The organism is Alkalimarinus alittae (assembly GCF_026016465.1).
GTDB lineage: Bacteria > Pseudomonadota > Gammaproteobacteria > Pseudomonadales > Oleiphilaceae > Alkalimarinus > Alkalimarinus alittae.
This window is the reverse complement of record NZ_CP100390.1, coordinates 2,102,408-2,126,068: the sequence shown is the minus strand read 5'-3', so window position 1 is coordinate 2,126,068 and position 23,661 is coordinate 2,102,408. Positions and strand designations below refer to the sequence as shown.

Genomic DNA, 23,661 nt, shown 5'->3' with positions numbered 1-23,661 from the left:
TGTTCACTCAATTTAAATATAACAAGTGTGTAGGTCTAACCGGCCTTACGTTGTTACGACTGCATCTCAGTAGAAAAATAGCTATGCTTTCCATCGCTATTCAAATCAATAGATTGGAACTTAACTACTGGTGTTAGGCCTGTCGGCAGCCCTTCTTTAAGATATGTAACTACTAGTGCTTTGTTTTGATCTGTACTATCTGATGGATCTTGTGGTTCGATATTAAAATCTATAATTCCACCATTTTTCAAAACTACCTTGAATAGATGGATAGGGAAAATATTATTATTAATGGTTGACATTAATTTAGAGAATTCACTTGCGTGAAACTCTCTTCCATCGTCAAGTTTAACAATCCGATTTTGTGTTCGGCCTAATAGTTCAGTTATATTATCGCCAGCGATATAGTATTTTTTATCCAATTCAAAGGCAATTTCATCCCCAACATCATAGCGAATAAGCTTTAATTTGGTATTATCTAAAGCTGTAATAACCGATTTATTTCCTAAATTCTCAATAAGGATATTAGGATTAATTATTTTGTATGGTTTAGAGCCGAACTTATAAGCAACTATATCAAACTCAGTACAACCGTATTCAACAGCAACTGGGGCATTATAAAATTGACTAATTTGCTCTATTTGAAAATCAGTGACGGCTTCTGCTGTGCAAATTATGGCTTTAACTGGAGGGGGTAAGATCTTATGTTTTTTAAAAACTGCAATTGAATTTAAAATAAGTGAGCTATACCCATAAATATAATCTGCGTTCATTCGTTTAAATTTTGATATCTGCTCCATTTCATTATCTAAAAACGTGAACACACTACGATTTAAAATAGCATTTTGTATTTTTGATTTTATATTTATATTTTTAGAATTCCAAAACCGAGCTTCTTTAAAACCAATATCAATTCCCATCTTTCTATAAGCATATTTCCTCACTGCCATTTGGTTAGAAATACACTCTTTAGTATAAAAGAAAGTATTTGGGGTTCCGCTAGACCCTGATGTTTGCCTTTTTATTAACCCTTTGTAATTTATTTCTTTTGATTTTTTTGAATAATCAAACTTCGTTAAGACTGACATTTGGAATAATTTTCTTTCAACATCTGCTAGAGACGAACCACAATCACTATTAGTCAGCTCTATTATTTTATTTTTTATATGCCCTTCTAGCTTAGGCTTATCCTCTATTATTTCAGATAACAGATTCCAGCTAGTCTTAACATCTAGCCTTAGAGCAAAGAAAAGGGTTGGATATATAAATTTTGTGTATATAAATCTATTTAATTTAGAGTAGTTAATCATGTGTTAATTAACCAAAGCTTTATAAGCTTTTTCGTAGTTAGCATTCATTTTTTCCGATGAATAGTGCTCCTTAAAATAGAGTTTTCTCTTTAATTCAAGCTCTTCAGATTCTCTAGTTAAAGCTGTTTGTATAGCATTCGCAACCAATTTAGCATCACACTCTTCAACTAACTCCCCTAAATCCCCGTCATCTAATACGGTTCTATTTCCACCCACATTAGTAGCTACTATTTTTACTCCAGACCTTAAACATTCAACTAGCGTAATTGGGGTTCCTTCTGTTCTAGAACTATTAACATAAACATCAAATTCTGATATATATTTCCCCGCATTATCTAAATAGCCAGTAAATATTATGTTTTTAAACACCTCTAGATTCATTGCTTGTTCCTCAAGCTCTTGTCTCAATCGTCCATCACCTATAATGACCAGAATTGCTTTAGGTTGATCTATAATAATTAACTTAAAAGCTTCTAATAATACGTCATAGCCTTTCTCATATGATAGCCGACCCACAGAGCCAATGACTGGCCCTTCTACTTTCAAGGACCTTATCTTCTTTACTATTTCATCTTTTGAATCAACCCTAGGTGTAGTTTGTGAAATTCCATTACTAATTACAGTCAAGTAGTTGAGTTTCCGGCCTAGAATTTCTTTGCGGTTAAGCATTGCCTCACTAACCAAAACCACACAATCCATCCGAGGAAGCAGTAACGCATCGAGTGTTTCATAGATTCTCATTTTTGTTAAGCCACTAGTCGAAGTCCAACCATGCAAAGTCGTAACAAGTGGAATAGCCCTAATAAACTTTGGAAGAATGCCTAGAAGAATATTCCCTTTATAGCCATGACTATGGAATAGATCAAACCCATGCTGCTTGGCATAGTTCACAATATTCATTCCACCTAAAAGATTTAGCCCTGCTTTCATCCTAAGAGGGTAAACTTTAATGCCTCTCTCTTTACATACTTTTTCAATCGGCTTCTCGGGTTCACTGGGCGTCCCAATACTGCATATAGTTACAGAGTGGCCAGCCTTTATTTGCTCTAACGCAAGTTCAACCAGCATGGCCTCTGCACCGTAAAAACCACCACTATCTATTACATGTAGTATTTTCATAGTATTAATTGCTTAATCTCTGCATACGAAACCCATAAACGATTTTTTCAAACTCTGATATATCGGGGTTAGCGGGGTACCGCCCAACAGCCCAACGATCAGCCAATGGGTTCAATGTAGGAAACGCCGCTAACGCATACTGATACCCTGCTCTATTGATTTCCCCTTGTACTTCTTCGTTAATATCTTCACTTAACCCATTAGGGAAACAAAACCCTGTTACGGGCTTATTGAGCATTTGTTCGATGGTGAGCTTTGAGTTTTCAAGTTCATCACGCAAATCAGCCAATTCTAATTTTGTCATGACGGGATGTGTGACTGAGTGGCTGCCAATATCGATGCCGCTAGCTGACATTGCTTTTACTTCATCCCAGTTGAGGGGTTTATACATGTCAGGGGCGCTAACCGGTAGCGTTACGCCAAGTTTAATGGCTAGTTCGTTAATAAACGGATTTTTTTGTTTATTTGGAATCGTTAAGCAGTAGTCAGCTATGCCGTGCCAAGCAAGTAGTTTATCGCGGCTAAGCGTAAAGGTTTGGTTTAGTTCAGGTACCAATAGGTTGTCTATTTGAGATTCTGCGAGCATATATTTTATTTTATCGGGCCAAAGCCAGGTTTCATCACTCACAAACCCGGTGGTCACAAATACAGTGGCTGGTAACGCAAGCGACTGTAATATGGGGAAGGCATTAAGATAAAAGTCTTCATAGCCGTCATCAAAGGTAATCACCACGGCATGCTGGGGTAAGGGCTGGTTATTATGAGCTAGCTGTAATAGCGATTCGAGCGAGACGACATTAAAGTCTCTTGCTAGTACTTCCATCTGCTGTCGAAAAACATCAACATGAATGCCATCACCTTCTGCCGTAGCACGTATGCGGTGATACATTAATATGCGCGGATGATTACGTGCCAGGTACTTGAGTACCTTAACACCGCCTAGTGTTTTCCCGATCGTATAGGCTACGTTTTTTACTGACTTCATCTTCCCTGCCTAACGCGTTCTACGTATGATTATTTTTACCAACGACTTCCATGCCGGTATATATTTAATATCGTGACGAAGCGCGGTCACAATATTACTAAGGGGTTCTTTTATGGTTTGTTCTGCTTTGGCTATGGCCATACCTTTACTGTTGTAGGTATCTGACCATGCACGGTTAATGAGCTTTTGTGACAATACCCCAGGGTAATTACGAATAAATTTATTCATTATTAGTTCGGCATGGTGATAACGACCACGGTAATTAGACGACATTTGTCCAGGCCATATTCGGTATATATAGGTCTTAGCGGGGGTGTACATTATTTTATAGCGGGTTGAAAACCGTAGCCATAAATCCCAGTCGATTCCCATTGGGAGGTTTTCATCAAACAGCCCCATGTCGTCAAAACATTGTTTTTTTACAACGGCCGTTCCAAAGGGGATGAAGTTTTTTAAAATAAGCTTGTCAGTTACCATACCGCTATACCGCTCGTAAGGTTGCTCTTTATCAAGCGGGTTGCCTTTGTCGTCGATATAGCTAACTTCTGAATAAACAACACCAACGTCTGGGTCTTGTTTAAAAAGCGGTAGTTGTAACTCAAGTTTATCGGGTGCCCAAAGGTCATCGCCATCACAAAAGGCGATATACTCACCTTTACAGGCTTTTATGCCGTTGTTTTTTGCTTTTGGTTGGCCTTGGTTTTCTTGTTTAATATAACGAAGGCGCGAATCGGCTAATAATGGTTTTATCTGTTCTTCTGTGTCATCGGTAGAGCCATCATCAATAATGATCACTTCGATGTTTTCATAGGTCTGCGCCAATACAGTACGTACAGATTCGGGTAGATAGTGCCCCATGTTATAGCTGGCTAATACAATACTGACGAGCGGGTTACTGTTCATGTTTATCTAATTCTGCCTTGTTAAAACGTCTATACTTTACAAATCGAAAAACGATATTTGCCATTATTTTCTTGCGCGATTTCGGTCACATCATTAATGATGCACTCAATATGAGGCCCAAATACCGAATTTAATTCTTTTAACAGTAGCGGGTCGGTGTTTTCGTCGTAATCGACACCTTTCACTCTGTTTATTTCAATTCTATTTAACTCAGGCTGTACTAATTGTATTTGCTCTAGCCCTTTAATATCTGTTAGGGTCCGTTCTACGAGCGATATACCAGCGACTAGTGAACCATTAGGCCCTTTTAGAAAGTCTGCTACGCGCCCTTGTAAGCCTTCCATTAACGGTAGCCCTCGACCACAGTTACACTTACGATCACTTGGAATACCAATATCTTCAACTTGATAGCGAAGAAGCGGCATACCTTTGTTGTTAAAATCGGTCAGTATTATTTTGCCTGGTTTACCTGGCGGCACTGGCTGATTGTCGTCATCTAAAAATTCAATATAGAGATGATCGGTATTAAGGTGCATGCCATTATGTTGTTCACACTCACAGCCTATTAGACCGACTTCTTCACAGCCATAGCGGTTGGTAACTTTGCACTCAAATACTGATTCGATAAGTACTCGTTCATGATCTAATAACATCATGGAGGTTGCGACAATGGCTTGTGGGCGTAGGTCTTTTATATTATTTGCTGACACATATTTTGCGAACATGTAAATAGAATGTGCATGGCCGAATAATGATTTAGGTTTTTCTTCGTGCCACTGGGCAACAAAAGCGCCCATTGAGTCATTATTTAGCGCCATGGTGTCGAGATAAATGGTTCTATCTAACAGATGATGCCTCACTTTTTGCTTGAAGGTGGTTGGCGTAGGTGGGTTACCCCAAAGGGCGGCACGCTTATGACCTAGGTTCCAACCCGCCCATCGGTCACTTCTAATGGCTGCGGCATTGCGCTGTTCCTGACACGCTTCATCAAAATACAAGTTAAGTGATACCCCTGTTGAGCCACCTGTTTTGGCTAACACTAACGATTCTTTTGTGTATTCTTCACTAATAAACTGATCAGTATTGTTTCTAATGTCGAGCTTTGTGGTCACTGGTATGCGTAAATAATCTTCAGGGGTTTTAATATCATCTGGCGTTAAACCTATGGTGTTAAACAACTTACGATAATATGGGCTATGTTGATGCGCGTATTCAATGGTGTCTTTTAGCTTCTTCCACTGAATAGCCTTTAGCGTTTCGGCGGGCAGCCACTGTGATTTTTCTAGCGCTTTAACGTGGTTAAGCTTGTTGCTGTTGTCTTTTATATCCCACAGTGGGTGAAATACTGTTCTTGATAACGTTTCTATCATTGATTTTGACCCACCGAATAACCGTATTTTGAATAAATTGACAGCGTGTTAGAGACCATTTGCTGTATCGAGAATTCCTTTTCTACCTTTGCTCGCCCGTTACGGCCATATGCTTCACTGAGTTTAGGGTCTGTGAGTAGTTGTGTAAGATGCGCGGCTAACTGATCTACGTCTGCTACATCATATAACAAACCATTGGTACCCTGTTCTATCAGTTCTGGGTTGCCCCCTACTCGGCTGCACACTACAGGCTTGCCATATACCATATATTCGATAATCGCGTTAGAAAGCCCTTCTGATTCTGATGTCAGTGCGGCGACATCAAATTGGGTAATATACTTGGCCACATCTTTTTGGGCGCCGGCAAAATTGATACTGTCTGCCACCCCTAGTTGTGTGGCTTGTTGTAGCAATGCCGTGTTATCACCATCACCCACAATTACTAGCTGAGCGTGTTTGACTGTTTTTTTAACGATAGCAAAAGCATTTACGAGGTCTTGCATTCGTTTTACAGGTCGAATATTGGCGACTATACCGATTATTTTCTTATCATCAGTGTTCGTCGCAGCGGCGTCAGCTGTATGCGTGTTTTCTGTTGAGCCTTCTGTGAGCTTGTGAGGGGGTAAACCGTTATAAACCACATGTACTTGATCGGGTTTATAACCTTCTGACTCAACGGTTATTTGTTTTACCGCTTCACTATTACAAATACAGCCATCTACAAAGCTCGCATTGAACCTAAGTATCTTTTTAAGCGTATCGGTATACCAAAAGCCCATATCGCGGCGTGAAATAATGACTTTTATGCCAAAGCATTTAAGCACAATGGGGGCGATTACCGATGCATCGTTAAAGAATATATGCACTAATTTAAAGTTATTTTTACGCAGATAAAACCCTAACTGAACGAGTTTAAAAAAGGCGACAGGGCTAAACATTTTTGTAATGCCTAGCACTTCAACCGGGCATGGAAACTGCCCACTTTGAATATATTCGCTATCACGAAACACACCCACTTCGATGCGTTTCTTTTGCGCTACTAAGGCCTTGATGAGCGCGTATAGTTGGCCTTCTGTACCGGCATAGGGGTCTTTAAAGTGATCTATAAGGTAATAAACTTTACTCATTGCTTACCCTGCCCTTGGCTTCCAGATCACTTGCTTTTCACCTTTGATATAACGCCAAGTAGCATGCAAACATGCAACGTTTAGGAGTGTGAAATAATATGGCAAGGTATAGTAAACAGGCGCATCATCGTCTGCAGTGTGTTGTTTGCCTTTGTATGCAAGGCCATAAAACGCTAACTGTCCGATGATGGCGAGTACATAGATAGCGCCTTCATCGAGTATGTATAAGTTAGCAATAAACACCCAAATAAGCGGGATAAAGGCTAAATAACGTAGTAGTTTGTGCGAGATTAGCTGAAATGCAAAAACACCGTGTTTAAAGGGGTTTAATAGTTGTCGCATATCATGCAAGGCCCATAGCGCTCTTAACGAGACTCGAACTCTCATGCTGTATTCACGATCAGGGTCGTCTAAGGCTTCTTCTTTTAAAAGTGCATTCGGTTCGTAAATGACTCGGTACCCTTTTTCGGCTACTTTTAGCGGCTGCACAAAGTCTGGCAGTTGGTCGGCGTTTAGGGTTTCATAAAGCACGCGGCGCATGGCATCAATACCACCATCAACACCGACAATAGACCCAACTTGAGTTTCTTGTTCACGTAGCCAGTTTTCGTATTTCATATAGCTACTGCAGCCATCACCCACTATTGAGCCATCTTCTGTGGCGTACACCATTTTACCGGTGACATAGCCTACTTCGATGTCGGCAAAGTTTTTAACGAGCTGTGTCAGCGCATCAGGGGCGTACAGTGAGTTGGCGTCTGAGAATACGATGATGTCGCCCGTCGCGTCGGGTACGATAAGGTTAAGCCCTGAGGTTTTGCCTTTTCTGGGTACTTGTCTCACCAGCTTGATACTGATGGCTGAATCTTGCGCAATGCTTTCTACGATTTCATCAGTACGGTCTTCTGATTCATCAGACACGACGATGATTTCTAGTTTTTCTGCGGGGTAATCTAACGCCATTTTATTTCTAATGGTGCTTTCGATTTCTTTTTCTTCGTTAAAGGCGGCGATTAAAATCGACACAGTCGGTTGGTGCGTGTCATCAGCAGCAATTTTTTTAGGCTGAGCGGCTAAAAACTTGATAACAACGGGGTAACCGATGTAAACGTACACCACTAAAGCCAAGCTAAACCAAAATAACGTTTCCACTTAGTTTACTCCTTCGGCGAATGCTGCATTTTTATCTCGTGCTTGTAGTAACTGCTTGGTTACTAGCACGTCTTCTACCGTGGTAAAGCTGAAGTCATTCAATAATTGTTCTAGTCGTGCGTAGCATTTGTCTAGATTGTTGTAATGCCTGAACATAGAAAACCAACTGGCTTGTACTTTAGGTTGCTCGGGGTCGACTTCCCAAGGGTGTAAGTAAAATACAAACGGCTCGTTTTCACGGTTGATAGAACCTAAACCGAGCTTGGTAAACCAGTATGGGAATAGCCTGAAATAACCACCGCCTGCGATGGGTAGTTTGTAGTTGGCGATATTGAATGTCGATATGGGAAACTCAACAATGGTGTTTTTTTGATCAGTTTCGAGCTTGTACGGCCAACGTGGGCTTCCTGGTATGCCGTATAGATCGTGTTTAACGGGAAATATACTGGAATCGTATTTAAAGCCTAGCTCGCATAATATGTCTAGCGCCCATTTGGATTGATTGGTGATGGAGTAGCTTGCGGCGCGGTAGCCAATAACGTCTTGTTGGATGATATCTTCAAGAATGACTTTTGATTTATGAGTTTCTTCTTTGAAGACCTCTTGGCTTTGGTTATAGATGAGTTGGTGGCTATAGCCGTGGGATGCGACTTCATGGCCGGCGGCTGCAATTTTTTTGACGATTTGAGGATAACGCTCTGCAACCCAGCCGAGGGTAAAGAACGTGGCGTTGACGTTTTTTGAGGCGAAGAGTTCTAGTAGTTTGTCGGTATTTTTTTCTACACGGCACTCTAGAGAGTCCCACTTTGAGGTCGGGATGCTTTTGGCTAGAGCGGCAACGTGGAAGTAGTCTTCTACGTCGATGGTTAGCGCATTTTTGATCTTCGTGTGCGATCCTTGCAAAGTGGTTACCTGCCTTTTTTTGCGTTGGTTATGCTTTGAACGTTAGTTTTGAGTTCGTGTCGGATTACCAAAAGTAGGCTCATTAGAGAAACCCGATCTACATTTTAAAATATTAAAATGATGGGAAGTAGCGTACTCCTAGCATTACTCTGTTTTCTTGGTATTCGTTTGTGGGTGAGTTACTTTCTTGTTCTGTTCTTGCTATTTCGACTGTGAAAAATAGGTCTCGGATGTATTCGTAGCTTGTGCCGATGCTTAGGTCGTATTTTTCGTCTTCTCGTGCTGAGGGGTCGTAGTCTATTTGTTCGTATTCGGCGTTAAAACCGAGCGTTAATCTGCTATACAGTGGGTAGCTGTAACCTAGTTCTACTCCGTTGCGTTCTTCTGAGCTTTTGTCGATTAAGTAGTCGCTGATGTTGTGAAATATTTTACCGTCAAATGATGCGTTATTTGAGAATGTCTTTTGGTAGTTTACGGACCATTCAGTTAGGAGTACGACTGATGTGGTTGATATGTTTATAACGGTGTCTTCGTATCGTTGGTCAAAGCCGCTTAGTGTGTCATTTAGCTCTCGGTTAAAGGTTAAGCTAAGGTTTGACGTGCGGGTTAAGTCTGTTCTGAGTGTTGCGTTCCAGGTGTTAGAGTCTGTTTCTTGTGTTGTGGTTCTGGTGCTGCCTTTTAGGTGGGTAATACCGTATGAGCCATTAAAATAGTACGTCAAATAGCTGTAACTGTAAGAGAGAGACAGTTCGTTTCTGTAGAGTTCTCGATCACTACCGAATAGGGTTTTAGTCCAGTCATAATTGATTGATGCTTGCTGCTGGGCTGTAAATTGATGAGCGAGTGATGAAATAAAACGATAGCGGTCATTGTCATCGCCTTCGGTTTTAAAATCTAGACGTTGATACTCAGCGGTAAGGTTTAGGGTGTCGACTTTGCTTAATTGCTTAGTATACGAGGGCCCTGTCGTGAATATATTACGGGTTGTACGGTTATCGGGAGTGTCGGCTTCTGATGAATCGATGGTGACTTCACTTAGCTCATCAGATATACCCCATGTTAGGGTGCCTGGTCGAATATTGTAGCTGGCATCCCAGAGTAGATTACTATCAAGGTTGTTTGAGTAGGTGTCGTTGGCGTACGTATAATATTCAAGTTCACCTACGATCGATGAGTCTAGACGCCCAAACTGGTCTGACTTATTGATCCTAATCGATGCGCTATTCTTATAATCTTCAACTTCGCCCGACGCTGACTTTCGGGCGTTATCAGTATATTCCGTTGTTAATCCAAGTTCGAGGGTGCCGGGGTCTGCTGACACGCCGGCCACTAATGACACGCTCAAAAGTACACTGGGTGTTACCCAACTTAACTTGGCAAATAAAGGAGCTAACCGATTATTTTTATCCATTGATAACTACGCCTAATAACTTATCCTTGCTTAATGAAGATGCGACATCGGCAACTTCAGATTCCCCTACTACTCCGTGTGGGACGACTAACATCGAGTAATCACATAGGTCCGATAAGATTCTTGAATCGGGTGATGTTTCGAAGTCTGGTGCATCTATGATGATATAACGATCGGGATATCGCTTTCTTAACGCGTGCAAAAACTGTTTCATTCTAAATGATGAAAAGTACTCACTGGCATACTCGGCTCGAGTGCCTGCGGGTATAAAGCGCAATCGAGGGATGCCCGTTGGGTAAATAATACTGGCAATATCCATATTCGGGTCATTCAAAAAGTCTGTTAGACCGATATCGGGTACCAAGTCTAATCGTGAATGAAGCGTGGGTTGTCTAAGGTTACAGTCTATTAGTAGTGCTGTTTTACCTGAATCGAACGCAAAGGCGGCGGCTAAGTTGAGCGATACAAATGATGAACCTCCTCCCTCACGAGTCGATGCGACCAATAGTGCAAAGTTATTATTACCGCTTTTTTCTAAAATTTTAGTTCTTAGGCCTCGAAACTTGTTTACCGTGACCTTATCTGGCGAGTCGGGAAAGATGATCTTCTTTTCAATTAAATCATCTTTACTGAGGTTTCTTGGCTCATCCATTTTAGCGATTTGTTTACTGATGATGTATTTTTCAACACCACCCGTGCCAAGTTCCATCGTACTCGGTACAAGGACTTTAGAACGCTCTAAATAATCGCTTTGACCTTCTACTTCGTACCCTTCATAAGGGTTATCAGTTGATCTTTTAGGGTCATCTACTAAGCGCTTAGCGTGTTCAGCTGTCTCTTTCGGCAACTCTTCTGAGTTGTCTAGACTATCTGTATCCTTACGCATTGATAGCTCCTGTATATTTTAACCAACCTACGACTAAATAGAGCGTGACGAAGCATCCGCCTATGATAAAGATCACCACCGTTTTGAACCGTTCTTTTCGATGTTCTCTGGGGGTTATTACTTTGCCAATCGTGGCTAAAACGGGTATTTCGAGATTCTCTTGTATAGTTGATGCATCTCTTATTCTTGGGTCGAGCTGCACATATACGCCTGCTAAACCGATAGGGGCAAGCGCGCCTAATAGAATGGAGGCTAATGCAAAGTGTATAAACTGAGGCCCTTTAGGTTTTAATGGGTAAACCGCTGGCTCATGCACAACATAACTCACCCCCTGACCTTCAGAGCTTAAATGCATAGAAACCCTTGCGGTCTCTCTGCGCCTTAATAGGTCGTTATAGATATTTCTATTAACATCTGTATCTCTTGTAAGTTCGGCTAATTCAGCTTTATTTTGCTGAACCTTTTCCATTCTTAACATGGTTTTGTTTAATAGATTATTAAGGGAATCTATGCGTGTTTTTACGGCTGTGATGGCTGTATCCGTTTTCGCTCGCTGACTTGATAATTCGACATACAGCGGGTTTTCATAGCTGACAATTTCTTCGTCACTACGCGGCTTATCTTTATTTTCCTTTGCTTCTTCTACAATGCCTTCAATTTGCTTTTTAAGCGCAACAATATCAGGGTAAGAGTCATGGTACGACAGCTGTAACACTTCTAGCCTGTCTTGAAGCGCTTTAATACGGTCGTTATTTTTATCAGAAACGACTTTATTAGAAATAGAGGCATTAACACCTCGTAGCTGTTTTCGAATAGATTCTCGTTGGGAGATCAACTCTTCTTGCTGTAATTCAGCCAACTCAATTTGAGATTTCAACTGAGAGATTTTGTTTTGCACACCTGACTCTGTTCCGTCTGCGTTCTCTGTCAAAAATTGACGTAGTCGATCTTCAGACTGACTTAACTGAGACTGATAGGCTTTAACTTGCTTGTCGACAAAAGCATATGCATTTCTACTTTCTTCTCGCCTGTTCTCTTCTTGTATTTCCAAGAATAACTGGCCAATCTTTTGTGTCACTAAAAAGGCGACATCAGGCTTTCTATCGGTATAGGTGATTTCAAAAAATTGACGGCCTTTTTTCCTGATGTTAATCGACCCTCTTAGACGCAAAATTTCTTTTTCACGCTGCGCTTCGTCTAGGTCTTTTTGTTGTGAGCTTTCAATATAGTCCACTAACCGACCTAAACTCTTCCTGCCTAATATAATATCAGTAGCTTCGGCGACTTTATCTTTCGATTTCGCCTGTACAGCAGAGCCTTTCATCAACGGCGTGATAATATTTTGATCATCAATATAGATGGTGACGGATGCGCTGTACTGGTGTGGCCAAAAAATACCGACCACTAATCCTAGTGCGCTCACTAACATAAACACTAACAAACAAGACCATTTTCGGTCTCGTAGTTCGCGAATAATTTCCCTTAAAACACTACCTAAAGGAGCCTGCATTAATCAATTCCAACCAATTAAATTAAAATGTTTTTTCTGGGATGGTGATAATGTCACCTGGGTTTACTGTGTAGTTGGTTGAGATATCGCCTTTAAGCAGTATGTCATCTAACTTAACAGGGATAGCGACTACTGTATCACCCACTTTACGATATAACCCTGCGTCATTGCCTGCTGCGAAGTTATTTAAGCCGCCTGCGTTTAATACCAAGTCCATAATGGTCATACCCTCTCGGTAAGGAACCGATACAGCACTATTAACAGCACCCGTTACCCGTACACGACCAATGTATTCGTAACTACCCATATTGGTAACAACAACACTCACCTTTGGGTTTTTAACAAATTCAGCAATCGCATCAGCTACATCTTGCGCTAATTGCTCAGGTGTTTTACCACTAGCAGCAATGTCACCCACCAAAGGCACAGAAATCATACCGTCTGGTCTAACAGGAACACTAATAGAAAGATCTGAGTTACGCCAAACGCTGATATTGACAACATCAGTGGGGCCTAACTTGTATTCTGTAATTAACTCAGCTTTAGAGTTTAGCGCTTCTTCGATCTGTGCATCAGACGAAAACTGGTTACCTGCACAACCTGTTAGTGCGATAACGCTTGATAAGAGCGCGATGTTTAATGTGTTCCTTTTCATTAATAAACCCCTTTCTATTTATAGTTGGCGCTTATAAACACCACTCAGTAATTGGTTTGTCAGTATATTGATACTGCTTTCAATTGATAGATTTAAAGATAAGCGCTGGTGTGAAAATCGCGCGCGCTATCGTGATCCTTTTTTAAATAATACGACTTCTACTGTTTGAATCAGTATGAGTATATCGAGCAATAAGCTTTGATTCTTTATGTAGTAAAGATCATATTGTAACTTTTCTCTACTGTCTTCTTCGCTATCAGCGTAAGCAAAACAGAGCTGCGCCCAACCCGTAATACCTGGTTTTACGCGGTGACGCTCGCTGTAATACGGTATATTTTCATTAAGCTGGTTAACAAATACGGGTCTTTCTGGTCTCGGGCCTACAAATGACATATCGCCTACGAGCACATTGAAAATCTGTGGCAGTTCATCAATTCTAACTTTTCGTATAAATTCACCGACTCGGGTTACGCGGGTGTCATTTTTTTGAGCCCATATTGCCTCACCCTTTTTCTCCGCATCTGTTCGCATGCTTCTGAATTTATGCACAAAGAATGATCGTCCGTTTAGCCCGACACGCTCTTGGCTATAAATAATAGGCGCTCTTAGCCCGTCTTCGAGCTTAATACATAGCATGGTAATTAGCATAAGCGGCCAAGACACCAGTAAAAGCAGCAAACTGGCAAACACATCGAACGAGCGACGAATAAACGCATTAAAGCTTCCCACGTTAAACCCGTCTGAGAAAATCATCCAACTGGGCTGGATCATTTCAAGTGGCACTTTTTTACTTTCTCGTTCATAAAAACTTGAACCATCAATAACATTGATACCCATCATTTTACAATTTAGAAGATCATCTAGAGGGAGCGTTTTGCGACGATCATCAACCGCTACAACGATTTCTTCTATGTTGTTCGCTTCTGCATATTGCTGAATATTATCGGGGGACGTTAAGATCAGGTTCTTATCAACTTTAATCTCTTCATCTGACATTGCGATATAGCCGACAATATCAAACCCTTTTCTGTCGAGTGGTGCGGTAAGGTCTGTCGCTAAGTTTCGTGCACGATGACCAGCCCCCAACACTAAAACTCGACGCTTAAAGAGCCCTTCGTGCGCAAAGAGGAAAAACAAAGCGCGAAAAATACCGATGCTAAAAATAGCGATAACTGACGCTAATGATAATTGCCCTTTAGTAAAGTACCAAAGGGTGTCACCTGAGATATAAACAAAAAACGACAACATGGCGATAGCTAAAATAATACTTAAAATACTTCTAAGCATCATACCACTGAGTCCCTCTTCTATCTGAGACTCATATACGCCGGTGGCGACCATGATGAGCTGTATAAGCAGCGTATAAAAGATAGCTGAATATATCACCTGATCCCAATACTGAAAAAACAAACCCGCATGGGTGAAAAATAAGAAAAAAGTAGAGATATAGAATGAGGCCATCAAGACACTGAAATCAATCAGACCGAGCATTAAAAAAGGAAGATGAACGTAATGTTTAAAAACTCGTATATGAGCCACTTAAACTCCTAGTTAGCGGTAATCCATTGTCAACATTGCCTTAAGGTTTTGAGCTTTAACTTAAGACATACCATTCTGGAAGACAATTCTATAGCGCTACATTAATAATGCAATTTGTAATTGCCTTTGTTTTCAATTTTTTACAAATTCAACACACTATTTACAGGCTAGGCTATTTTTTTGGTACACCCTTACAGATTAATACACACATAACGCCGGTTTTACTGTTTATTTTGGTTTTTAACTTACGAAGCCCATAGATTGTCATATATAATCGCTTCATTTTTTTGTAGATAGCTTTCATTACCAGACAAGCTAATACGTTTTAACGCAGGAGCTAACACTTCATGAAGGATCTCAACAGCATAAAGATATGCTTAATCGGACTTGGTTATGTAGGCCTTCCGCTTGCCGTAGAATTTGGTAAGAAATACAAAACTGTTGGTTTCGATATTAACCAACCGCGTATTAAAGAACTACAAAGCGGCGTTGACTCAACCCTTGAAGTAGAACCGGAGCTATTAGCGAGCGCAGAGCAACTCGTATTCACAAGCTCAGTTGATGACATTAAAGACTGCAATGTGTTTATTGTTACTGTACCCACGCCTATCGATGAATTTAAAACACCTGATTTAACCCCCCTAATTAGCTCCAGCAAAACAATTGGTGCCGCTTTAAAGAAGGGCGATACTGTTATATATGAATCTACTGTCTACCCTGGCGCGACTGAAGAAGAATGCATCCCTGTTCTTGAGGCTGTTTCAGGGCTCAAATACAATGTCGACTTTTTTGCTGGTTATAGCCCTGAACGAATCAACCCTGGCGATAAAGAGCACCGCGTCACCAACATACTTAAGGTCACTTCCGGCTCCACACCTGAAGCCGCCGAGTTTGTAGATAACCTTTATAAGTCAGTCATTACAGCCGGCACTCATTTAGCAAGCAGCATTAGAGTGGCTGAAGCTGCAAAAGTTATCGAAAACACACAGCGCGACGTTAACATTGCTTTAGTTAACGAATTATCACTTATATTCAATAAACTTGGCATTGATACACTAGAAGTATTAGAAGCAGCCGGCACCAAATGGAACTTTCTTCCATTTCGACCAGGTTTAGTTGGCGGCCACTGTATTGGTGTTGACCCGTATTACCTCACACACAAAGCACAGGCTATTGGCTACCACCCAGAAGTTATTCTTTCAGGTAGACGAATTAACGATCAAATGGGTGCCCACATTGCAGGGTCGGTTGTAAAACTCATGATGAAACGAAAGATTCATGTCGCAGACTCAAAAGTACTGATTCTTGGCCTTACCTTTAAAGAAAACTGCCCAGACATTCGTAATACACGCGTAATCGATATCGTTGAAGAACTTCAAACCTATCACGCTAACGTTGATATTTATGACCCTTGGGCAAACAAAGAACAAGTTAAAGACGAGTATGGCTATGACCTGCTAACCAAACCTGAAAACAGTGCATACGATGCGGTTATTCTTGCCGTCTCACACGATGAATTTAAAGCAATGGGCACAGAGTCTATTAAGGCACTCGGCAAAAAAGACTCTGTTCTTTATGATGTGAAATCGCTGCTTGATAAAGACTTAATAGACGCAAGACTTTAATAGCAACACCCCGCCCCACCTCAAACAAAGAGCGAACCTGTCGCCCTTTGTTTGTTTTTCCTCCTCAATATTTCGCTCTCCCTACTTTCACCCAAGCATGTCGAATTAATTTACACCCACCCATTAAGCACAACATATTAATAACAGCAAACCATTGATAATAGTATACTTTAAATAATTGGCATCATTACTGCTTATACCTTGTTGTATATTTACACCATAATTAAAAAGGATTTAAGGCCATGAAAAGACTACTTCTTGCAGCAGCTATTACAGCCGCTTCAGCAGCAACAAACGCAGCCGTTGTCGCTAACGTATTTACAGGCACTGATGCCGAAGTACTTGCTTACAGCGCGCAGTACCAGAGCTATTTTAACTCAGGCGCAACTATTGAAGACTTCGAAACAGGCTTCACTACTGTGACAGGTGGACTTGATAACAGTGGTGTTAGTGTTAACACATCTGTAGGTAAGTTCAGATCTGCAAACACTACCGACGGAACGCTTGGCCAATACGGTAAGACACTTGCTCTTGCTGACGAAAACACTACCATTTTTACAGGCCGTAAAAACGGAACTGTTGGTGGCAAGAACTACTTAGATAGCAACGATTCAACAAGAGTTGTTTGGGATCTAGAGCTTGACCCAATTGGATCTTTCAGTGACGTTGGCTTTTTATTAAGTGACGTTGGTGATGTATCAGCATTTCTTGATATTAAATTCAAGGATGGCACTAGCACTACACTTGATCTTTTAGGTGATGCTGCAGATGGTAACTTACAATATGTTACTGCTCACTTCGACCCAAGCGTAACCTACGCACAAGTTGTATTTAAAAACAAACTTGCTGACGGTTCATGGTCTACAAATGACGGTTGGGGAATCGACGATATTATCGTTGGTAAGGTTCCAGAGCCTAGCAGTGTTGCTCTATTAGGCCTTGGTCTACTAGGTGCTGGTATGGCACGTCGTAAGAAGCAAGCTTAATTAGTACCGTTAATTAAGCAGATAAAAAACCCCGACTTTTAGTTGGGGTTTTTTTATGGCAGTTAAACACTAGATGACGACAGGCTCTATTTCTAACGCTACACCAAACATCGACTCAACAGACACGCTTATTTTTTTTGCCAACCCCAAAATATCTTCAGATACTCCGTGATTATGGTTAACAAGCACCAATGCCTGCTTAGCATGAACCCCTACTTTCTCATTGCGGTAGCCTTTCCATCCAGCTTCTTGTATTAACCACCCCGCCGCTAGTTTGTAACTACTCTCATCTACTTTATAACTAATAACCTTCGGGTGTTTAATTTTAAGCTGCTGCAGTTTATCGTGACTGACAATAGGGTTTTTAAAGAAGCTACCCGCATTCGGTATATCAAGCACATCAGGTAACTTACTTTTTCTGGCAGCTATAACGGCATTACTGACGGTTAAGGCACTAATCTCGGTATCAACGAGCCTTTCAGCAATGTCACCGTAGGTAGTTTTTAGCGGGGCGTGTTTATCGAGCCTAAATGTAGCGGATGTAATGACATATTTTCCAGGGTTTTTCTTTAAGAGGCTATTTCGGTATTCAAAGTCTAACTGCTCGTTTTGTAGCGTGTACTGTTCTAAACCGTCTGACTCAACATCAATAACGGTAACTTCAGTGAGCATATCTTTAACTTCAACACCGTATGCACCAATATTTTGAACAGGCGCAGCACCGACAGTACCAGGTATGAGGGAGAGGTTTTCTAGCCCAGGGTAGCCTTGTTGTAATGTGTATAACACAAACTCATGCCAGTCTTCGCCTGCCCCGACAATGAAGTCGGCAATCGAGCTATTAATAGGCTTTAGCTCTCGCCCCGCTATCGCCATGCGAATAACAACCCCTGAAACAACAGAAGGCAGTATGACATTGCTACCGCCGCCTAATATTTGAACACCTAGGTTGTTAGCGCGCGCGAAACTGAGCGCCTCGATCAACTGACTGACATCATAAACCTCGTAGAAGTATTCTGCAATTGATTGAATATTAAGGGTATTTAGAGATGTTAAATCTACGTTTTTTTCATATTTCATAGTGTCGGTCATTAATTGTAGATACTCTATGCAAGCGCAAACTTGATGCTAATCTTTAAATAGGTGTTGAATAAGCTCCGCGTCGGGCGACCAAAAGTAGGTGCTTCAGAGAAACCTGGCCTACATTTAATGCTTAAAATTAGGACAAATGCCTTTTCTTTATATCGTCCAGCAATCCTGCACTTGCATCTTCAACTAAATCCAATACGGTATTAAACCCTTTAGCACCGCCATAATAGGGGTCTGGCACTTCGCTTTCTATGTGGTGTTGGGCGTATTCTAAAAACAGTTTGACCTTATTTCGATTTTCAGGTGTGGATAATTCGGTTAGGTTTTCAAGATTGCTTTTATCCATTGCGAGTACGTAGTCGTACTCATCTAGATCACTTGCCTCTACTTGTCTGGCTCTTATATAAGACAAATCAACCCCTCTATTTTTAGCGGCTGCTTGGGATCGGTTATCGGGTGTTTTTCCTATGTGCCAGGCGGCTGTGCCTGCTGAGTCTACGGCGACTTTATCAGCTAACCCTTCGCTTTTAAGCAATGCGTCAAATACACCATGAGCTGTGGGTGATCTGCAAATATTACCTAGGCACACGAACAATACTTTTACCATGAAACCACTAACCTTTTTACGTTTTTAGCTGAATTATTTCTCTAATTCTATCTAAGTCTTCTTGCGTATCCACACCTGCTGGTGGCTGTTCATCAGCGATGGATACGTGTATTTTTTCACCATTCCAGAGTGCGCGTAGCTGCTCTAGACACTCAGCCAATTCTAAGGGGCACGGGTCCCATTTTACATAGGCTTTAAGGAACTTAACACGGTAAGCGTAGATACCGATATGTCGGTAGTAGTTTACGCCTTCTGGCATTCCTTTTTCACGAATATCAGCAAGATTACCGAAGTGGTCTCGCGTCCATGGAATAGGCGCTCGACTGAAGTAACAAGCTAACCCTTTTTCGTCAAATACCACTTTAACCACATTAGGGTTTACCACACTTTCAATATCGTTGATATCTTCACAAAGGGTGGCAATACTGGCTTCTTGCTCTGCTGCTAGGTTATGCGCAACTTGGTTGATGATGCGAGGGGGAATTAACGGCTCGTCGCCTTGCACATTAACCACAATATCATCAAGGTAGTATCCTAACTGAGATACAACCTCTTCAAGCCTATCAGTACCCGATGGATGATCGGGGGATGTCATCACAACTTTCGCGCCAAAGGCTTCGCATACGGTTTTGATTCGCTCATCATCCGTGGCAATAATGACTTCATGCGCTTCTGATAAGCATGCTTGTTCATATACATGCTGTATCATCGGTTTGCCGGCTATATCGAGCAACGGCTTACCCGGTAAACGGCTAGATGCGTAACGCGCAGGAATGACAACTGAAAATGACATAATAGGCTCTAATATTAAGGTGACAGTTAACTATTTACCCAACTTTTCGTCGGTGGTTAAGGTTCTCGCTTCTGAGTCCAACATGACGGGTATTCCGTCTTTTATTGGGAAAGCAACGCCATCTGCACGACAAAGCAGCTCTTCTTTTTCTCTATCATAGGTCACGTCACCCTTACATATAGGGCATGCGAGAATAGCTAATAGTTTCTTGTCCATTTCTTCTCCGGGTGTAAATCAAGTTATTGCGATAATAAAGCCAACCGCTCACATAGCTGGTCGATAAATTGTTTATTAATATCTGCACTGACCGGCAAATACCAGAAATTATCTGGCTCTGACTCAGTAAATAGTGCTCGACACTTAACGGCGTCTTTATGGGTCATCACGATTGGTTTTTTGTCTTCAAAACTAAAGTCATTTTGAGTGAAGTCATGATGATCTGAAAACCCTTGAGCGGTGACATTGGCCCCTAAGCTTCTAAGTGCTGCAAAAAATCGTTCGGGGTTGCCAATACCCGCCATCGCATGAATATCTAGCCCCTGTAGTGTTTCTATTGCTAACTGACTGCCATTAAATACGTTTATTAATGCTGTCGGCCTCAATGTCATTTCGTAAGCCGGAGTGCCATTTAGTGTGGCAACACCTGCACCCTTATCGCTTAACGCTTCTAGGTTTAATCGTTCGTTTTTACCATTAACAATCACAAAATCGACATCACGTATGCGTGAATAAGACTCCCTTAATGGCCCTGCAGGAAGTAAAAACCCATTACCTAACCCACGCTTACCATCAATCACACAAAGCTCTATGTCTCTTGAGAGCGCATAATGCTGTAAACCATCATCACAGAGGATAACATCGCAACTATGGTCATCACAGAGTCGTTTAGCTGCTCTTGATCGAATAGGATCTACAGCAACAGGGCATTGGGTCATTTGATAGAGCATAACCGGTTCGTCACCCACTTCTGACGCGCTTGAGTTTTGATCTACGATTAACGGATAGTGGTCGCTTTGCCCGCCATACCCCCTACTCACAACACCCGGACAAAAGCCTCGTTGCTTGAGTTCGCTGACTAAATACCCGGTGAGCGGCGATTTGCCTGTCCCCCCTACCGATATGTTACCAACGATAATCACGGGAGCATCAACTTTTACGCTCTTGAACCACCCTAACCTGAAACATACTCGTCTAAAGTGGCTAATTAACCAGAATATTACCGTTAATGGCAGCAGTAGCCATATCCACTTTTTATTTTGATACCACGCTTGAGTGACCGCTTCAGACAATAGAGACATTTAGGCGTGCGCTCTATTCACTAAATTGTAGATTATGGAGCTGAGCATATAAACCATTGCGCGCTAATAACTCTGCATGCGATCCAGACTCAACCAAATGACCGTTCTCAATAACACCAATAGTATTAGCGCCTTCAATCGTCGATAGTCGGTGTGCGATAACCAGTGTTGTTCGCCCTTTCATAACCGTCTCTAAGGCTGACTGTATCAGTCGCTCCGAATGAGTATCTAATGCCGAAGTGGCTTCATCAAGAATAAGTATCGGGGCGTCTTTAAGCAATGCTCGGGCAATGGCTAAACGCTGCCTTTGGCCACCCGATAGTAATATGCCGTTGTCACCAATTATCGTATGTATGCCGTCTGGCATTTCTTCAATAAATTCGAGGGCATGAGCCTTGCGAGCAGCTTCAATTATTAGCGCTTCACTGGTTCCCGCCAAGACACCGTAAGCGATGTTATTGGCAATAGTGTCGTTAAAGAGCGTTACGTTTTGCGTAACCAACGCTATCTGGTCACGTAGTGACGTTAATGTGTAATCGTTAATATCAACGCCATCTACTGTGATTGTCCCACTCGTGGGCTCATAAAATCTCGGCAGTAAATTAGCGAGCGTAGACTTTCCGCTTCCAGAAGGGCCAACCAGAGCAATGGTTTCTCCTTCTTTGACATTTAACGTAATATTTTTAAGAACAGATGGCGAACCTTCACTGTAGCTAAAGCTAACATCATTAAAGGCAATATTACCTTTCACACGTTTAGCGACGATATGACCATCATCAACTTCATTTTTTTCATCAATTAGGGCAAACAAGTCTTTTGCAGCGGTTACCCCTCTTTGAATCGTGGCATTTACGTTAGTGAGTTGGCGTATAGGCTTTGCCATTGTGGTTGCGGCAGCAATAAAGGCGACAAAACCACCAGCAGTCATGTTGCCTCTCACTTCTGGTGCTAATGCCAACCATACTAAAATGGCAATTGAGAATGACACCAGTAACTGAACCACTGGCGTACTTAACGATTTAGTTAGCTCCATCTTCAAGCTTTGAACAAGATTATACTGGCTAGCACGCTGAAAACGCTCACGCTCATAGCCTTCGCCACCAAAAATTCGAACGACTCTATAGCCGGTTACCACTTCTGTTGACACGTGAGTTACATCACCCATTGAGTTCATGATGCGCTGACTCAATTTTCTAAATCGCTTACTTACAGCACCAATAACCAGGCCAATAACAGGGCCGATAGCAATAAATATAAGTGTTAGCTTCCAGTTTTCATAAAGCATGACACCGAGCAAACCAACTACCGTTAGGCCTTCTCGAACAGTGATCGTAATAGCGTTTGTTGCTGCACCCGTAACTTGCTCAACGTTAAACGTTATTTTAGATACTAAGTGCCCCGATGAACTCTCATCAAAAAAGCGGTTAGGCAGCGTGAGTATATTATTGAATATTTCTGTTCTGAGCGCGTGTACAACCTGCCGCCCTACTTTAGCGATGTAGTAGCCACCTAGAAACGTACCCACACCTCTTAGTGCGAAAATTCCGACGATAAGCGCAGGTACAAATAATCGATCTTGATCAGTCGGGCTTTCAACGGCTGTTACCACGTAGTCGAGAGACTTTGGCATTAATGCACTGGCACCGGCGTATATAGCATTACCGATAAGACTTAAAAAGAAGATACCTTTAAAAGGTTTGAGATATACAAGGAGGCGTTTATAAATCTGCCAATTGGTGGCAGTACCAGAAGATGCGTTATTTAGCTCTGCTGTTTCTTGAGTTGACATATTTAACTGCTCTACGACACGCTGAAGTCTATATATTGAACTAAACTGTATATTAGTAAGACGCTACTCGTAACGACTCATGATCGTAATGTCTAAATACTAAAATGCCAGGGCGTAAACCGCTGGCATTTTTAAAAGCGCTGAGTGATTTAAACCAAAATCACGATCTGATTACTCAACTAGTCCGAAGCACCTGACCGCTGAGTCGTAATACTTAAGTGAACAAAGCCAAGTTTGCCGGCTACATCCATCGCTCTTACCACATACTCGTGAGGTGTTTTGGCATCTGCAGTAATAATAAATGGCAGTTTCTTATCACCGCCTGATACCTTCTGAACCGCTTTTTTGATGGTATCTTCATTATTATTAATGAGTGGACGTTCGTTAATCGAAAATTCGCCTTTATGGCTAATAACCAATTCAATTTCTTTAGCTTCACTTGTACTCTTTTCACCCGCTGCTTCTGGCAAATCAATCTCTAGATGACTTTCTTTGGTGAACGTTGTTGATACCATAAAGAAGATCAACAGCAAGAACACCACATCAATAAGGGGTGTTAGATTAACTGATATTTCTTCAGCGACCTGACGTTTAAATTTCACGA

General features: G+C 41.6%; 22 protein-coding genes. 2 read left to right on the top strand and 20 right to left on the bottom strand.

Going from position 1 to position 23,661, the window contains the following annotated elements; translation table 11 throughout:
- Positions 1-53: 53 nt before the first annotated feature.
- The 13 genes from NKI27_RS09645 to NKI27_RS09585 all read right to left on the bottom strand — a co-directional run bounded on the left by NKI27_RS09645 (position 54) and on the right by NKI27_RS09585 (position 14,870).
- Positions 54-1,310 carry a hypothetical protein gene (locus NKI27_RS09645; protein WP_265049445.1) on the bottom strand — a complete coding sequence of 419 codons (1,257 nt, stop codon included), beginning with the start codon at positions 1,308-1,310 and terminating at the stop codon, positions 54-56.
- A gap of 3 nt (positions 1,311-1,313) precedes the next feature.
- Entirely contained in the window at positions 1,314-2,429 is a 1,116-nt protein-coding gene (locus tag NKI27_RS09640) for a glycosyltransferase (protein WP_265049444.1), read from the bottom strand.
- Between the two features lie 4 nt (positions 2,430-2,433).
- Positions 2,434-3,414, bottom strand: coding sequence for a polysaccharide deacetylase family protein (locus NKI27_RS09635; RefSeq protein WP_265049443.1), 981 nt, complete (start codon positions 3,412-3,414; stop codon positions 2,434-2,436).
- Between the two features lie 9 nt (positions 3,415-3,423).
- The gene (locus tag NKI27_RS09630) at positions 3,424-4,317 is read right to left on the bottom strand and encodes a glycosyltransferase family 2 protein (RefSeq protein WP_265049442.1); all 894 of its coding nucleotides are present in this window, start codon (positions 4,315-4,317) and stop codon (positions 3,424-3,426) included.
- 29 nt (positions 4,318-4,346) lie between these two features.
- Entirely contained in the window at positions 4,347-5,687 is a 1,341-nt protein-coding gene (locus NKI27_RS09625; protein WP_265049441.1) for a phenylacetate--CoA ligase family protein, read from the bottom strand.
- Positions 5,684-6,814, bottom strand: coding sequence for a glycosyltransferase (locus NKI27_RS09620; protein ID WP_265049440.1), 1,131 nt, complete (start codon positions 6,812-6,814; stop codon positions 5,684-5,686). The genes NKI27_RS09625 and NKI27_RS09620 overlap by 4 nt, the downstream gene beginning before the upstream one ends.
- A 3-nt stretch (positions 6,815-6,817) precedes the next feature.
- A complete protein-coding gene (locus tag NKI27_RS09615) occupies positions 6,818-7,966 on the bottom strand; it encodes a glycosyltransferase family 2 protein (protein ID WP_265049439.1) in 1,149 nt (382 codons plus the stop codon).
- The gene (locus NKI27_RS09610; RefSeq protein ID WP_265049438.1) at positions 7,967-8,869 is read right to left on the bottom strand and encodes an XrtA system polysaccharide deacetylase; all 903 of its coding nucleotides are present in this window, start codon (positions 8,867-8,869) and stop codon (positions 7,967-7,969) included. It lies immediately after the preceding gene.
- A gap of 112 nt (positions 8,870-8,981) precedes the next feature.
- Entirely contained in the window at positions 8,982-10,280 is a 1,299-nt protein-coding gene (locus tag NKI27_RS09605; RefSeq protein ID WP_265049437.1) for an outer membrane beta-barrel protein, read from the bottom strand.
- Complete coding sequence (locus NKI27_RS09600) at positions 10,273-11,166, bottom strand: P-loop NTPase family protein (RefSeq protein WP_265049436.1); 894 nt, start codon at positions 11,164-11,166, stop codon at positions 10,273-10,275. The genes NKI27_RS09605 and NKI27_RS09600 overlap by 8 nt, the downstream gene beginning before the upstream one ends.
- Complete coding sequence (locus tag NKI27_RS09595; protein ID WP_265049435.1) at positions 11,159-12,676, bottom strand: XrtA system polysaccharide chain length determinant; 1,518 nt, start codon at positions 12,674-12,676, stop codon at positions 11,159-11,161. Before NKI27_RS09595 ends, NKI27_RS09600 begins: the two co-directional genes overlap by 8 nt.
- 22 nt (positions 12,677-12,698) lie before the next feature.
- Positions 12,699-13,331, bottom strand: coding sequence for an XrtA/PEP-CTERM system exopolysaccharide export protein (locus tag NKI27_RS09590; protein WP_265049434.1), 633 nt, complete (start codon positions 13,329-13,331; stop codon positions 12,699-12,701).
- Positions 13,332-13,457: 126 nt separating this feature from the next.
- Complete coding sequence (locus tag NKI27_RS09585; RefSeq protein WP_265049433.1) at positions 13,458-14,870, bottom strand: TIGR03013 family XrtA/PEP-CTERM system glycosyltransferase; 1,413 nt, start codon at positions 14,868-14,870, stop codon at positions 13,458-13,460.
- 347 nt (positions 14,871-15,217) lie between these two features.
- On the opposite strand from NKI27_RS09585, the gene tviB reads away from it, so the two are divergent.
- Positions 15,218-16,495: a Vi polysaccharide biosynthesis UDP-N-acetylglucosamine C-6 dehydrogenase TviB gene (tviB, locus tag NKI27_RS09580; RefSeq protein ID WP_265049432.1), complete on the top strand. Its 1,278-nt coding sequence runs from the start codon at positions 15,218-15,220 to the stop codon at positions 16,493-16,495.
- 242 nt (positions 16,496-16,737) lie between these two features.
- The gene (locus NKI27_RS09575; protein WP_265049431.1) at positions 16,738-17,481 is read left to right on the top strand and encodes a PEP-CTERM sorting domain-containing protein; all 744 of its coding nucleotides are present in this window, start codon (positions 16,738-16,740) and stop codon (positions 17,479-17,481) included.
- Positions 17,482-17,550: 69 nt separating this feature from the next.
- On the opposite strand, the gene murB is transcribed toward NKI27_RS09575, so the two are convergent.
- The 7 genes from murB to NKI27_RS09540 all read right to left on the bottom strand — a co-directional run bounded on the left by murB (position 17,551) and on the right by NKI27_RS09540 (position 23,659).
- The gene (gene murB, locus NKI27_RS09570; RefSeq protein ID WP_265049430.1) at positions 17,551-18,561 is read right to left on the bottom strand and encodes a UDP-N-acetylmuramate dehydrogenase; all 1,011 of its coding nucleotides are present in this window, start codon (positions 18,559-18,561) and stop codon (positions 17,551-17,553) included.
- Between the two features lie 139 nt (positions 18,562-18,700).
- Positions 18,701-19,177, bottom strand: a complete 477-nt coding sequence (locus NKI27_RS09565; protein WP_265049429.1) for a low molecular weight protein-tyrosine-phosphatase — start codon at positions 19,175-19,177, stop codon at positions 18,701-18,703.
- 16 nt (positions 19,178-19,193) lie between these two features.
- The gene (kdsB, locus tag NKI27_RS09560; protein ID WP_265049428.1) at positions 19,194-19,970 is read right to left on the bottom strand and encodes a 3-deoxy-manno-octulosonate cytidylyltransferase; all 777 of its coding nucleotides are present in this window, start codon (positions 19,968-19,970) and stop codon (positions 19,194-19,196) included.
- Between the two features lie 30 nt (positions 19,971-20,000).
- A complete protein-coding gene (locus NKI27_RS09555; RefSeq protein ID WP_265049427.1) occupies positions 20,001-20,186 on the bottom strand; it encodes a Trm112 family protein in 186 nt (61 codons plus the stop codon).
- A 23-nt stretch (positions 20,187-20,209) separates the two neighbouring features.
- A complete protein-coding gene (lpxK, locus tag NKI27_RS09550) occupies positions 20,210-21,268 on the bottom strand; it encodes a tetraacyldisaccharide 4'-kinase (protein WP_265049426.1) in 1,059 nt (352 codons plus the stop codon).
- Positions 21,269-21,281: 13 nt separating this feature from the next.
- Entirely contained in the window at positions 21,282-23,057 is a 1,776-nt protein-coding gene (gene msbA, locus NKI27_RS09545; protein WP_265049425.1) for a lipid A export permease/ATP-binding protein MsbA, read from the bottom strand.
- 179 nt (positions 23,058-23,236) lie between these two features.
- On the bottom strand, positions 23,237-23,659 hold the full coding sequence (locus tag NKI27_RS09540; protein WP_265049424.1) for an ExbD/TolR family protein: 423 nt from the start codon (positions 23,657-23,659) through the stop codon (positions 23,237-23,239).
- Between the last annotated feature and the right edge of the window lie 2 nt (positions 23,660-23,661).